Raw genomic sequence first — 13,434 nt, 5'->3', positions numbered from 1 at the left:
CCGGCGATCCGACGGACCGGGTCGGGAAGTTGTCCCCAGGCCGGACGTGCTCGTGAGCGCTGTCCACAGGAGGGCGTCTTCCGTGATCCGGACCCGGGTCAATCCCGCACGGTGTCGGCATGACTGGTGTGAAACAGCGTCTGGGGGCGCAAGGGGAGGAATGGGCCGAAGAGGTCCTGTCCGAGGCCGGCATGTTCGTGATCGATCGCAACTGGCGGTGTCGGGAGGGTGAGATCGATCTGATCGCCGTGGACGAGGTCGACGGGGAAACCATTCTGGTGTTCTGCGAGGTGAAATATCGGACGGGGACGGGCTTCGGCACGCCGCTGGAGGGCATCACGTACGAGAAGGTGCGACGGTTGCGGCGGGCCGCGGCGATGTGGCTGCGGGAACGCAAGGTGTCCACCCGACGCATCCGCCTGGACGCCATCGGGATTCTTGCGGTCCGGGGCCGGGACATCGAGGTCACGCACGTGCGGGGGATCGAGTGATGGGGCTGGCGAGCGCTACCTCCGTCGCTCTGGCCGGGCTGGACGGGCACATGGTCGAGATCGAGGCCTTCACCGGGCGGGGTCTGCCGAGGACCGTGCTGGTCGGGCTGCCGGACGCCGCTCTCTATGAATCCCGGGATCGATGTCGTGCGGCGGTGGACAGCACCGGATTTCCGTGGCCGGATCGGTTGTTGACCATCAACCTGTTGCCGGCGACTCTGCCGAAGTCGGGCAGCCACTATGACATCGGCATCGTGACCGCGATTCTGGGCGCCAGCGGTGTGGCGCCGAGCCGTTCTCTGGCGGATGCGGTCCTCCTCGGGGAGTTGGGGCTCGATGGCCGGGTGCGCTCGGTGCGAGGCCTTCTGCCGTGCGTGTTGGCCGCGAAACTGAACGGGTTCACGCGTGCGGTGGTGCCGGCCGGCCAAGTGCATGAAGCACGGCTGGTGGGTGGCATGGACGTGATCGGTGTGGCGACACTGACGGAACTGGTCGACCTCATGCACGGTCGGCCGGTGCCCGCGCCGCCGACACCGTCACGACGTGGCGGGCTGCAGACGGAACGCCCGGACCTGGCCGACGTGGTCGGTCAGGCGGAGGCCAAGTGGGCGATCGAGGTCGCCGCCGCCGGTCGCCATCACATGTTTCTGCATGGGGCACCCGGTGTGGGGAAGACGATGTTGGTCGAGCGACTGCCGGGATTGCTGCCGGACCTGACACCGGCGGAGGCGCTCGAGGTGGCCGCGGTGCGTTCATTGGCGGGTGCCACGTCGCAGTCCGATCTCGATCTCAGACCGCCTTACTCGGATCCGCACCACTCCGCCACGATCCCCAGTCTCGTGGGTGGCGGACCTGGCGTGGCCAGACCCGGTTCCATCAGCCTGGCGCACCGCGGTGTGCTGTTTCTCGACGAAGCCGCCGAGTTCCGGCCGAAGGTCCTCGACTCGCTTCGCACCCCGCTGGAGCAGGGGAGCGTCACCATCGGTCGGAGCCTGCACCAGGCGTGCTATCCGGCCCGTTTTCAGCTGGTCCTGGCCGCCAACCCCTGCCCTTGCGGGCACGCGGAGACTCCGGGCGGGAACTGCACGTGCCTGCCGGCCAGAATCCGGCACTATCGGGAGCGGCTCTCCGGCCCGATTCTCGATCGGATCGACATCCACCAGCACCTCATGCCGCTGGTCCGGTCGCAGATCCAAGGCCATCTGGTGGCCTCCGAGTCCAGCCGGACGGTGGCGGACCGCGTTGCCGAGGCGCGGGCACGTCAGGCCCGCCGGTTCCGGGGTCTCGGGTGGTTGACCAATTCAGAGGTGCCTGGTCCCGCACTGCGTTCGGTGCTGCCGCTGCCCGATGGGCTGGAGTTGCTCGACGACGCGGTGCGCAGGGGAAGCCTCTCCTCACGCGGCGTCGACAAGAGTCTCCGCTTGGCCTGGACGATCGCCGATCTGGCCGGGAAGGACGTGCCGACACGCACGGATATTCGTCTTGCCCTGGCGTTGCGGCGGGGCGAACCGGGTCTGGAAGGGGCGGCGTGATGACCGGCATGGTTCGAGACGAGCGGATGGCGCGCATGGCGCTGGCTTCCGTCAGCGAGCCGGGAGACAAGGCCTTGGCCGACCTCGTGGCGGCGGAGGGCGCCGAGGCGGTGTGGCATTCGCTGTGGGGCCCGCGCCGAGCGTCCCGGTGGGGACGGCGATTGGAGAGCGGCAGACTGCGCGAGATAGTGCTGGCGATGCAGCAGCGGCACCTGCGGTTCATCATGCCGGGGGATGCCGAATGGCCTGAGCAGCTCGACGATCTTACGCACGTGAAACAGGACAAGGTGCACGCACGCCCGCTCGGCTTGTGGGCGGCCGGCCCAGGCCATCTGGCGGAGTGGGCCAACGGGAGTGTCGCCATCGTCGGCACGCGGATGTCCACGCGCTACGGCGAGGCGCTTGCGGCGGACCTGGCGGCCGAACTGGCGACGCGTCGTGTGACGGTCGTGTCCGGGGGTGCCTACGGGATCGACATCTGCGCCCACCGGGGTGCCCTGGCAGTCCGGGGTCGCACGATCGCAGTGCTGGCCAGCGGCTTGGACGAGCCCTATCCGCGGGGCAATGCCCGGGTGTTCGAGGCGATCCGCGCCAACGGCATTCTCCTGTCGGAAATGCCGCCCGGCGAGCGTCCGAGTCGGCCGCGATTCCTCGGCCGCAACCGCGTCATCGCCGGCCTGGCGGTCGGATCATTGATGGTGGAGGCACGGATTCGTTCGGGTGCGCAGAGCACGCTCGGTTGGGCGGAGAAGCTGAGCCGAATCCGCATGGCGGTGCCGGGGCCCATCACCTCGGCACAGTCGGAGGGCCCGCATTTTCAACTCCGCACGGGTGCCAACCTCGTGACCAACGTGGCCGAGGTCATGGAACTGGTCGCCCCGATGGGTCAGGAAACGCTGCAGTTCCCACAAGGGCCGAGACGGGTGGTGGACGACCTCGGCGATGCACTCACCGAAGTCTTCGAAGCAGTGCCGGGCAGCGAGGGACTGTCCGCGGACAAGATCGCTGCATCCTGCGGACGAGACCTCATGAGCACGCTGGGGGCACTTGGTGAACTTGAGGAACTGGGCCTGGTCGAGGAGGGCCACGGTGCGCTCTGGAAGCTCCGCTCGGGATCGGTCGGGTGAGGACGGCTCCGTGGTGCACAGCATGGATTAGCGTGCACGCATGCTGATGATGCGCGCGACCGTCACGAACGACGATCTCCGCCTGCCCGGGGCCGCGTCAGGGCGCGGGCCAACGCCTGCCGCGGCCCTCGTTCGCTCTGACGGGAACGGCTGACGCGATGGCCCTCTATGCCAAGTCGGGTGGCCGACGGACACGACAGATTCTCACCGATGTGTTCGTCGTGGCATGGATCGGACTCTGGGCGTGGATCGCGCACACGGTGTGGTCCGCGCTCATGGCGGTTGCCGAACCAGCACGCCGGACCGCCACGGCCGCCGCCCGGATGCGAGAGGACTTCCGATCGGCCGGCGATTCGGCCGGGGGCATCCCGGTTGCCGGTGGCGAACTGCGCAAACCTTTCGACGCCGCCGGAGGCTCGATCGATCAGGTGGTGGCTGCTGCGGAGGATCAGGTGCGCACCATTGAACGACTCGCGGTCCTGTGCGGAGTCCTGCTGTTCGTGGCACCGGTCGGGCTGTTGCTCCTCGTGTGGTTGCCCGCCCGGTTGCGGTTCGTTCGGCGTTCGACGTCGATGGACAGACTCCTCGACTCCTCATCGGACCTGGAACTGCTCGCACTGCGAGCCATGGCGAATCAACCAGTGGACGAACTTGCCCGCATCAGCGCGGATCCGATCGGCGACTGGCGGGCCCAGCAGTGGCCGGTGATCATGGCGCTCGCCGACCTGGAATTGCGTGCCAACGGTCTGCAGATGCCGCAGGAACTCCGCTCACCGCCTCACCAGTGAGCCGTGCCGCCCAGCGGGAACCGACAGGAGACAACTGCTGTTGACGCTTATCGTCGAAACATCCTCGAGAAGGGTGAACAGTCGTGAGCATCCGATCCGACATCATGGCCCGCTTGGCTTTCCTGCCGAGGTCCGCCCAGCGGGTTGGCCGCATCGTCGTCACAGAGCCGGCGACCGTCGTGCGCCTGCGCGTGGCCGAGTTGGCACACCTGTGCGACACCGACGAGGCGTCGGTGGTGAGGTTCTGCCACTCGGTGGGTTTCGACGGCTACGGCGACCTGCGCGAAGCGCTCTACGCCGAACTCATCAGCGAACCACAGCACCAAGCGGTCAGCTGAACTCGTGGCCCTGTTCCTCGGTGATTTCACCCCGGAGCACCACCAGCGGCCACGGCCAACGACTCAGATCGAGCCGCACCGATAGATCCTCGGCACGGGCGAGATAGAACGCGGCGCCCAGCCACACCACCGCCAATGCCAACCCGCCGATGCCCAGCGTCCAGCGGGGACCCATGGTGTCCCCGATCCATCCGATCGCGGGCGCGGCCAAGGGCGTGGAGCCAAGAAACAGCAACAGATACACCGACATCACGCGTCCCCGGAAGGCCGCGTCCGTGCTGAGCTGCAGCAACGAATTGCAGGTGATCATCACCGTGATCGCGGACAGCCCGCACGGGACGAGCAACAGTGCGAACAACCAATAGGTCGGGGCCACCGCGCTCGCCAGCGTGCTGAGCACGAACACGCCCATCGCCACCATGATCACCAGTAGGCGCGGCCGCTTCCTGCGTGCCGCGAGCAGAGCGGCGGTCAGCGTACCCACCGCCATGACCGTGCCCAGCAGGCCGAACTCGCCCGCCCCCTTGCCGAACTCCATCCCCGCCATCATCACGTTCGTCATCTGATAGTTCAGGCCGAACAGACCCATTGCAGCGGCGATGGTCAGGATGAGCACGATGTACGGGCGTCGACGGATGTACGCCAACCCCACCAGGATGCCGCCCTGACCAGGTTTCCGTTCCGTGCGATGCAGCGCGGACCGGTCGAGGGATGCGAGAGCCACGATGACGCCGACGTAGGTGACCGCATTCAACAACAGCACGCCGCCAGTGCCGATGAGCAGGATCAGCACACCGGCAATGCCGGGCCCAAGCAGGCGAGCCGTGTTGAAGCTGGTCGAGTTGAGCCCGATTGCATTCGGCAGGTGCTCTTTCGGCACCAGCTCCGACACGAACGCCTGCCGCGCCGGTGCGTCGACCGCCGATGCCGTGCCGTCGATCAGCGCACACACCGCGACATGCCAGAGCGCCACGTGGCCGGTGACGATCAGGAGTCCCAGCGCGAGGGTGTTCACCGCCATCACGCTCTGCGTCGTGATCATGAGCCGGCGCTTGGAGAAACGGTCGGCCAGCGCACCGCCCACCGGGCTCAGCAGCAGCGACGGCAGGAACATCAGCGCGGTCACCGCACCAAGGGCGGTCGCGTCCTGGTCGGTCAGGATCATGAGCACAAGCCACGCCAACGCAGTGCGGCCCATCCAGTTGCCGGTGTTCGAGGTCAGGATGCCGAAGAAATAGCGGCGATAGTTGGGGACGGCCAGCGAGGCGAACATGCTGCGCACCGCTTACCTCCGCCCCGCGTCCCGAAGTCCTTCAGCCTTCAACTATAGGTGCTCGCTATCGTGCGACCGTGGGGGAGCGAATCTTCGTCAGCGTTGCCAGCAGTCAGCTCGACGTGGCCGACCGATTGGTGGGCTACCTGACCGAGGCAGGGCACGAGTTCTGGTACATGCGTGACTCCATCGCCGCCGGCGAGTTCTGGCCGGACGAGATCGTGCGCGGGATCGAGTGGTGCACCCATCTCGTGCTGATCTTCGAGCGGGACGCTGATCGCAGCCCGCACGTCATGCGCGAGCTTGAGCTTGCCGACGGAAAAGGCAAACCTATTCTCTGGCTCCGGATCACTGCGGACAGCCCGCGAGGACTTGAGTACTTCCTCCGGCTGCCTCAGGCCATCCCGTGGCCGGACACGGACCACCCGCCTGCAGGGCTGATCACGGGTCTCGCCGGAGAGCGGCGTCTGCACGTGGCGCAGGAACCGTCCGGTGCCGAACCGCTCCCCATCGATCCCGACGCGACCGAGACCGTCACCCTGTTCGTGAACCGGCTGCCGGAACGCGATGCCCTGCGGGTGTCACTCGAACGCCTGTTGCGGACCATGGCCACCACCGGAACCGAACGGGCCGTCAACGAGAACCTTCTCACCTTCTATGGCGTGGGGGGCCAGGGCAAGAGCAGACTGTCTCGCCGGCTCCAGCGTTGGATATCAGGGGTGCTGCCGAGCGACGATCCTTGGGGTGTCCCGCCACGCACAGCCCATGCGGTGCGGTGGAACCTTGACGGTGACCAGCCGCACTTGATCGAATTCCTGCTCCGTTTCCAGGAGACCCTCTCTCAGACCGGCGTCGAATTCAACGCCTTCGATGTAGCTGTGGCTGCGCTGTACGCGGTTACCCTCGGACAACTGGGCGACGATCCCGCCGTGCGGGGCCGGCAGGCGCTGGTTGTCCAGCGTCTCCAATTGCTGGCCCATCAGCTCAACATGGCCGTGCTGCCGAGCATGGTGTCCATTGCGGCAGTGCGCCAGATTCTTGCCGCGGCCAGGATGCTGGACAGCCGGCTCTTGGGTGACCGCGCCGGTCTTGCCGCATTGGTCGACCTCATCGAGCGCCGCGGTGCCGAGGCTGAATCCTGGCCACTCATCAGCCCCCGGATCATGGACTGCGTGACGCGTGTGCTGGAAGACCTGCCGGCATCCGACCGCCCGACCATCGCAGTGTTCATTGACACGTTCGAGAAGATTCAGACGCCCCAGGGCCGGACGGCCGAGCAGATGATCAACGCGCTCGTGGTGCACCTGCCGTTGTGTCTCTTCGTGGTGACCGGACGGGAACCGCTCACCTGGCACCTCGAGGAGAGTCGGCACTTGCGCTGGTTCGGTCCCGAGCGGTGGCCGACCCTGTTGCGATTCGCACCCGACGACGACGAGCCGCGCCAGCATCTGCTGGCTCACCTGACGGTCGCCGAGGCGAAACTCGCCCTGCGCAATGCGCTCGACCAAGTCGAGTGGGATCTGGGCGAGGGTGACCTGACGCGGCTGGCTAAGGGGACCCAGGGCTGGCCCTTGCACATTGAAATCCTGATTAACCTCATCCACGAACGGCGCCAGCACGGGAAGGTCGCGCTCACCTATGGCGACCTGCGTGGCTCCTTCCCGACGCTGGTGCGACGGCTCTTGGAGCACCTGCCCAGCGATGTGCAGCTTGCTCTGCAAGCGGCCGCAGTGACTGCCAGCTTCAGCCCGGAAACGCTGCGGATGTGCGATCCTGCGATCAGACATGGTTCCGTGGTCCGCCTGCTTCGAACCAGCCTCGTCGGCCCCACAGGGGATCCATTCTTTCCGCACAAAATCCACGACGAACTCCGTCATGCGATCCGGGCGGCCGGCAGCGACGTCGACGGCGGCTGGGATGCAGAGGACAGTCGCGATGCCGCGAAGCGACTGGTGATCGCCTTGGCAGAGGCGCGCTCAGACGCCAAGCAGCACCAACGTCATGCAGAACTGATGCATCTGCACACGTTCGCTGTGCAGGTGTGTCTTGAGCACGACCTCGACATCGAGTGGGTGAAACAGGCATTCCTCTCGACGCCCTCCCACAAATACCAGCGGGATCTTCTCCCCAGTCTCGAGGGGACGACCGGCCGAAGCGAGCTGCATGGATTGGTGCAAATCTACCGATGGCTGGGCGTGGAGGATTTCCATGTGCGACTCGCCGCGCTGCAGGACATCTCTGCGACAGCCGTCAGCGACCGCGTCCGGTTTCGGGCTGATCTGTGGACGATGTACGCACTGCGCAGCCTGCGGCGCTACGACGAGGCAGTAGCGCTCGGGAAGGCCTTGCTCACAGATCCGTACGACCGGAACTGTGGGGATTGGCGCAAGCCGACAGGGCTCATCCGGGCGCAGCACGCGGGGACGCTCACGAGCGCTCTGCGGTGGGGAGAACTGTTTGAGTTCGACCCGCCCGACTCGTTTCACTGCTGGACGGCCATCCAAGACGCGCACGGGAATTTCACGGTCTCCGCAGAGAGGTCCCGGGACCGATTGGCGCAACACATCGCCGCAAAGAAGTCTTACCGCTTCCAGATGGAGCTTCAATCCGAGTTTGTCTGGCGGCAATTGCGAGCCGGTCAAGGTCTTGCGCTGCCGGAGTTGGACGAGGTGGTGCGCTTCCGCGATCGCTATTCCACTGCCTGGCTGACGGCTAGCCTGATCTCCCACGTGGGTCCGTGGGCCGTGGCGGGTGGATTCGCCGATGCCCAAGTGCTCTGGGATCGGCTCACTGAAATCGGAGAACGCCACGGTAGCGGGCGCCGGGGGGACAAGGCACGGTTCGCTGTCGCGATCGCAGAACTCATCGGCGACAAGAGCTATGCCCAAGAGTCCCGCGCCCTGTTCTCGGATCCACAGGACCGACAACGCGAAAATCTCTATCTCGACTTTGTCTTTGATCACCTTGACATGCCGATTCCTCCGGCTCCTGTCGAGTGGCTTGACGATGTTGATGCAGTGCGCGAGCGCTGGATCGCCGGGTGGCGACGCATGGTCGCGCCGCCACCCGAATGGCAGTTCACCGACGAGGTCTATGGCTGGATGATCACCGGCGGCTGAGGTGACAGGTGTCTGCGTGGGTAACGTCACAGCATGAGCGAAAATGAGTCCACCCGGATCGAAACCGACTCCCTGGGGGAGATGCCCGTCGCGAGCGATCGCTACTGGGGTGCGCAGACCCAACGCAGCATCACGAATTTCCCGATCGGCCGGGACACGTTCGTCTGGGGGAGACCCATGATCCGCGCGCTCGGGGTGCTCAAGAAGGCCGCCGCCCAGGCCAACGCCGAGCTCGGAGAGTTGCCGGACGATGTGGCTGCTCTGGTCGTCCGCGCCGCCGACGAGGTGATCGCCGGCGCGCTCGACGACCATTTCCCCCTCGTCGTCTTCCAGACCGGCTCGGGCACGCAGTCGAATATGAACGCCAACGAGGTCATCAGCAACCGGGCGATCGAACTCGCGGGCGGGACGCTCGGCACCAAGCAGCCCGTGCACCCCAACGACCACGTCAACCGCGGACAGTCGAGCAATGACACGTTCCCGACGGCGATGCACATTGCCGTCGCCCTCGAACTCACCGAACGTCTCTATCCGGCTGTCACCCGCCTGCGGGACGTGCTCGAAGCGAAGGCCATCGAGTTCGGTGACGTGGTCAAGGTCGGTCGCACCCACCTGCAGGACGCAACGCCCATCACCCTCGGTCAGGAGATCGGAGCGTGGGTCGCCCAGCTCGACCAGGCGTTGGAGATGGTGCGGGAGGCTGAGGAGGGGGTACGCCAACTCGCCATCGGCGGCACCGCCGTCGGAACGGGACTGAACGCCCATCCCGACTTCGGCGTCCTCGCGGCGGAGAAGATCAGTGCCGAGACCGGACTGGAGTTCACGCAGGCGCCGAACCTTTTTGCGGCCCTGTCGGCGCATGACGGACTGGTCGGAGTCTCTGCCGCCCTCCGGACGCTGGCCGGTGCGGCGATGAAGATGGCCAACGACGTCCGTTGGCTCGCTTCCGGCCCGCGCAACGGGATCGGCGAGATCACGATCCCCGCCAACGAGCCCGGCAGCTCGATCATGCCCGGCAAGGTGAACCCCACCCAGTCGGAGGCTCTCACGATGGTGGCGGTCCGGGTGTTCGGCAACGATGCGACGGTCGCGTTCGCCGGCTCGCAGGGCAACTTCCAGCTCAACGTGTTCAAGCCCGTCATGGCGCACGCGGTGCTGGAGTCGATCCGGCTCCTCGCGGATTCCTGTCTCGCCTTCACCGATCACTGTGCGGTCGGGATCGAACCCGACCGTGCGCGGATCACCGAGAATCTTGACAAGAACCTGATGGTCGTCACCGCGCTCAACCGGCACATCGGCTATGACGCCGCAGCGCGCATCGCCAAGCAGGCGCACGCCGACGGCACGACGCTGCGGGAAGCCGCGGTCACCTCCGGCGAGCTCACGGGAGAGGACTTCGATCGCTGGGTCGTGCCGGCTGACATGACCGGTTCGCACGCGTCGTGAGACGTTCCCGCGGGAACGTCACCACGACGAATCGGCCGAACCGCCGGCTCACCAGCCGCGGTCGGCCAGTCGGTGCGGAGCCGGGAGATCGGCGACGTTGATGCCGACCATGGCCTCGCCGAGGCCACGGGAGGCGTCGGCGACGGTTTCCGGGTCGTCGAACCGAGCAGTCGCCCGCACGATCGCCGCGGCCCGCCTGGCCGGATCACCTGACTTGAAGATCCCGGAGCCCACGAAGACGCCGTCCGCGCCCAGCTGCATCATCATCGCCGCGTCCGCCGGAGTCGCGACGCCGCCGGCAGTGAACAGCGCAACCGGGAGCCGGCCGAGGCGGGCGACCTCGTGGACGAGTTCATAGGGCGCCTGCAGTTCCTTGGCCGCGACATAGAGCTCGTCGGGATTCGCCGCGAGAGTCGCGCGGAGCTGCGCGATCTGGCCCCGGATCGTGCGCAGGTGCTTGGTCGCCTCGGACACGTCCCCGGTGCCGGCCTCGCCCTTGGAGCGAATCATGGCCGCGCCCTCGGTGATCCGGCGCAGTGCCTCGCCCAGATTGGTCGCGCCACACACGAACGGCACCGAGAACGCGTGCTTGTCGATGTGATGCGTGTAGTCGGCGGGGGAGAGCACCTCCGATTCATCGATGCAGTCCACCTGCAGCTGCTGCAGCACCTGGGCCTCGACGAAATGCCCGATGCGGGCCTTCGCCATCACGGGGATGGACACGGCTCCGATGATGCCCTCGATGAGGTCGGGGTCACTCATGCGCGCCACGCCGCCCTGGGCGCGAATATCGGCGGGCACGCGCTCGAGCGCCATGACCGCCACGGCGCCGGAGGCTTCGGCGATGCGGGCCTGCTCAGGGGTGACCACGTCCATGATCACGCCGCCCTTGAGGGCGTCCGGGAGTTCCCGCTTCATGAGTGTGGTTCCGGTGTCGGTTGTCTCAGTCGTCACGGCCCGATCATCCGCCACGGATAATGGTCCGATCCAGATCCACAATGCAGCGACAATCAATGGACCACTTTCAAGGGGGACCGTGCGCACCACACCGGACACAGCGCTCCCGATCCGCGTCCGGCGCGGAGAAGGCCCGCTGCCCGACCAGATCGTGGCGGAGATCCGCCGACTGCTGGCCGCAGGCGTCCTGACGGCGGGGGACCCGCTGCCGTCCACCCGCGCGCTCGCGACCCGGGCGGGGGTCTCGAGGGGCAGCGTCGTGGCCGCGTACGAACAACTCCTCGCTGAAGGCTGGCTCGTCGCCCACGGCGGGCGGGGGACGCGAGTGAACCCGAAGGTGCGCGCGGTCCGCCCGCCCGCTGCCGACCTGCGCCCGGAGCACCCTCCCGCAACCTGCTCCGCACCCACTCTGATCGACCTGCGACCCGGCCGGCCAATGGAGTCCTCGCTGGTGGACGCCACGTGGCGCTCGGCCTGGCGCCGGGCGGCGGACGAGCCACTGGATGTCCCGGTCCCGACGCTCGGCTGTGATCCGCTGCGACACGCGATCGCTGAGCACCTGCGCCGGATGCGGGCCGTGGTGCGCTCGCCGGACCGGATCGCGGTCACCGCCGGCGGAAGGGAAGGGTTGGCGCTTCTGCTGGGTGCGCTGGGAGTACGCCGGGTCGGCGTTGAGGAGCCCGGCTATCCCTCACTGCGGCAGGTGGTGGCCAGGGCGGGTGCCGAACTGGTCACCCTGGCGACCGACCGTGACGGACTGATCACCGACCTGCTCCCGGACCGGGCACCCGACCTGGTGCTGGTGACCCCGAGTCACCAATATCCCCTGGGCGGCTCGCTGCCGATCGACCGGCGGCAGGCACTGCTCGAGTGGGCCGACCGACACGGGGTCTGGGTGGTGGAAGACGACTACGACTCGGAGTTGCGGTATACCTCCCAGCCCCTGCCCGCGCTGACCGCCATGGACGAGCGCGAGCGCGTGGTCCTGCTCGGGACCTTCGCCAAGACGCTCAGCCCGGCACTCGCCACCGGATTCCTCGTCCTGCCCGGGCCCCTGATCGGCCCCGTCGCCGCGGAACGGACCGCTCGCGGGATGCCGGTGTCCCTTGTGACTCAGCGAGCGGTGGGCCACTATTTGACCGCAGGCGGCCTCACGCGCCACACCCAACGCATGCGCCATCTCTATCGGCGCCGGCGGGCGCTCGTCGTGACGGGGCTGGAGGGGCTGCCGGGCGCGGCGGTGCGCCCGATGGACGGCGGTCTGCACGCAGTCGTCGACTGCGTCGGCACCGGCCTGACCGAGCCCGAGTTGCTCGCGCGCCTGGCCGATGCGGGGGTGTTGGTGACCGGACTGTCGGCGTACTGGTCGACGACCGAGTCACCGCCCGGCATCGTGTTCGGCTTCGGCGCGATCGCGGACGAGGAACTGGCTCGCGGTCTGGCGGTCATCGCCGACGTGCTCCGCGGCGGCTGAGCGAGCGTCCATCGTGTGATCTGCATCACGCGTGGGAACTAATCGACCGCTTCTCGCGACATCTGTGGGCGTACTGCCAAAAGGAGGCCCATGTTCACCCTGACCGACATGCCGGTGAAGTTCGTCGGACTGCTGTTGCTGTTCGCGTTCAGCACGATCTGGTCGCTCTATCAGCTCGCCCGCAAACAGACCGGCCCGACGCTGGTGTCCAATCTTGCCCATCTCGCGATGTCCGTGGTGATGCTCCTGATGGTTGCCAGGACCTGGTGGCAGCCGTTCGTGTCGGCGATTCCGTTGCCCGCGCTGGTCGGCTTCTTCGGTGTCTTTGTGCTGTGGTTCGTTTACTTGGGGGTACGCGGCCTCGCCGCCGGCGGCACCGCCCGTCGACATGGCTGGCACGCTCTCGGGCATGCCGCCATGTTCGGCGCGATGACCTGGCACCTCGCCGCCATGCTCAGCCACATGGCGATGGGTATGGGCCACGGCAGCAGCGGGCCAGCCATGGGGGAGGGGCACACCATGGGCGACGGCGGACATGCCATGGGGAACAGTGGGCACGCCATGGACCACGCGGTCGCGACGCCGGGCCCGATGCCGATGCAGACCGCCGGACCGGGAGACAACGCGATGCTCATCGCGATCATCGGGATCCCCTTCATGACCTATCTGCTGGCCGCGGCGCTGTGGAACCTCAAGAACGTGATCGCGCCGAGCAGGATCATCCAGGACCACGCGGGGCATGAGGCCGCGGGGCACGGCCACTATGTCGCCGGCAATCCTCGGTTGGCCGCGCTCGCGGATTTCGCGATGAACTTCGGCATGTTCTGGATGAGCACGGGTCTGATGGTCGCGCTGCTGCCGTTCTTCCGTTACCTCTCGTTCTGAGGGT

Annotated in this window: 11 protein-coding genes; 9 read left to right on the top strand and 2 right to left on the bottom strand. The window is 67.1% G+C overall.

Going from position 1 to position 13,434, the window contains the following annotated elements; translation table 11 throughout:
* Positions 1–119 precede the first annotated feature (119 nt).
* The 5 genes from ACQ260_RS16065 to ACQ260_RS16045 all read left to right on the top strand — a co-directional run bounded on the left by ACQ260_RS16065 (position 120) and on the right by ACQ260_RS16045 (position 4,276).
* Positions 120–491: a YraN family protein gene (locus ACQ260_RS16065; RefSeq protein ID WP_432560477.1), complete on the top strand. Its 372-nt coding sequence runs from the start codon at positions 120–122 to the stop codon at positions 489–491.
* The gene (locus tag ACQ260_RS16060; protein ID WP_432560476.1) at positions 491–2,023 is read left to right on the top strand and encodes a YifB family Mg chelatase-like AAA ATPase; all 1,533 of its coding nucleotides are present in this window, start codon (positions 491–493) and stop codon (positions 2,021–2,023) included. Before ACQ260_RS16065 ends, ACQ260_RS16060 begins: the two co-directional genes overlap by 1 nt.
* Positions 2,023–3,150, top strand: coding sequence for a DNA-processing protein DprA (gene dprA / locus ACQ260_RS16055; protein ID WP_432560475.1), 1,128 nt, complete (start codon positions 2,023–2,025; stop codon positions 3,148–3,150). The genes ACQ260_RS16060 and dprA overlap by 1 nt, the downstream gene beginning before the upstream one ends.
* Before the next feature lie 158 nt (positions 3,151–3,308).
* Positions 3,309–3,938, top strand: a complete 630-nt coding sequence (locus ACQ260_RS16050) for a hypothetical protein (protein WP_432560474.1) — start codon at positions 3,309–3,311, stop codon at positions 3,936–3,938.
* Positions 3,939–4,021: 83 nt separating this feature from the next.
* Entirely contained in the window at positions 4,022–4,276 is a 255-nt protein-coding gene (locus ACQ260_RS16045) for a MurR/RpiR family transcriptional regulator (protein ID WP_432560473.1), read from the top strand.
* On the opposite strand, the gene ACQ260_RS16040 is transcribed toward ACQ260_RS16045, so the two are convergent.
* Positions 4,269–5,549: an MFS transporter gene (locus ACQ260_RS16040; protein ID WP_432560572.1), complete on the bottom strand. Its 1,281-nt coding sequence runs from the start codon at positions 5,547–5,549 to the stop codon at positions 4,269–4,271. The genes ACQ260_RS16045 and ACQ260_RS16040 overlap by 8 nt on opposite strands.
* Before the next feature lie 77 nt (positions 5,550–5,626).
* Here ACQ260_RS16040 and ACQ260_RS16035 point away from each other — a divergent pair, with 77 nt between their 5' ends.
* Positions 5,627–8,668 carry a toll/interleukin-1 receptor domain-containing protein gene (locus ACQ260_RS16035; RefSeq protein ID WP_432560472.1) on the top strand — a complete coding sequence of 1,014 codons (3,042 nt, stop codon included), beginning with the start codon at positions 5,627–5,629 and terminating at the stop codon, positions 8,666–8,668.
* A gap of 33 nt (positions 8,669–8,701) precedes the next feature.
* Complete coding sequence (gene fumC / locus ACQ260_RS16030) at positions 8,702–10,114, top strand: class II fumarate hydratase (RefSeq protein WP_432560471.1); 1,413 nt, start codon at positions 8,702–8,704, stop codon at positions 10,112–10,114.
* A gap of 48 nt (positions 10,115–10,162) precedes the next feature.
* Here fumC and pdxS read toward each other — a convergent pair whose 3' ends face one another.
* Positions 10,163–11,068, bottom strand: a complete 906-nt coding sequence (pdxS, locus tag ACQ260_RS16025) for a pyridoxal 5'-phosphate synthase lyase subunit PdxS (protein ID WP_432560470.1) — start codon at positions 11,066–11,068, stop codon at positions 10,163–10,165.
* Positions 11,069–11,150: 82 nt separating this feature from the next.
* Between pdxS and pdxR the strand changes: the two genes are divergently transcribed.
* Both pdxR and ACQ260_RS16015 read left to right on the top strand, forming a co-directional pair.
* The gene (pdxR, locus tag ACQ260_RS16020) at positions 11,151–12,545 is read left to right on the top strand and encodes a MocR-like pyridoxine biosynthesis transcription factor PdxR (protein ID WP_432560469.1); all 1,395 of its coding nucleotides are present in this window, start codon (positions 11,151–11,153) and stop codon (positions 12,543–12,545) included.
* A 90-nt stretch (positions 12,546–12,635) separates the two neighbouring features.
* Complete coding sequence (locus tag ACQ260_RS16015) at positions 12,636–13,430, top strand: DUF5134 domain-containing protein (RefSeq protein WP_432560468.1); 795 nt, start codon at positions 12,636–12,638, stop codon at positions 13,428–13,430.
* Positions 13,431–13,434: the final 4 nt, after the last annotated feature.

The sequence above is a fragment of the Ammonicoccus luteus genome, from assembly GCF_050880385.1.
GTDB lineage: Bacteria > Actinomycetota > Actinomycetes > Propionibacteriales > Propionibacteriaceae > Enemella.
The sequence above is the reverse complement of the archived record's forward strand: the minus strand, read 5'-3'. Positions and strand labels throughout refer to the sequence as shown.

What these genes read in the sequence shown, in the direction of transcription:
- ACQ260_RS16015 (WP_432560468.1), top strand. Translation starts at nt 12,636, where the DNA reads ATGTTCACCCTGACCGACATGCCGGTGAAGTTCGTCGGACTGCTGTTG.
- ACQ260_RS16060 (WP_432560476.1), top strand. Translation starts at nt 491, where the DNA reads ATGGGGCTGGCGAGCGCTACCTCCGTCGCTCTGGCCGGGCTGGACGGG.
- ACQ260_RS16065 (WP_432560477.1), top strand. Translation starts at nt 120, where the DNA reads ATGACTGGTGTGAAACAGCGTCTGGGGGCGCAAGGGGAGGAATGGGCC.
- dprA (WP_432560475.1), top strand. Translation starts at nt 2,023, where the DNA reads ATGACCGGCATGGTTCGAGACGAGCGGATGGCGCGCATGGCGCTGGCT.
- ACQ260_RS16050 (WP_432560474.1), top strand. Translation starts at nt 3,309, where the DNA reads ATGGCCCTCTATGCCAAGTCGGGTGGCCGACGGACACGACAGATTCTC.
- ACQ260_RS16040 (WP_432560572.1), bottom strand. Translation starts at nt 5,549, where the DNA reads ATGTTCGCCTCGCTGGCCGTCCCCAACTATCGCCGCTATTTCTTCGGC.
- fumC (WP_432560471.1), top strand. Translation starts at nt 8,702, where the DNA reads ATGAGCGAAAATGAGTCCACCCGGATCGAAACCGACTCCCTGGGGGAG.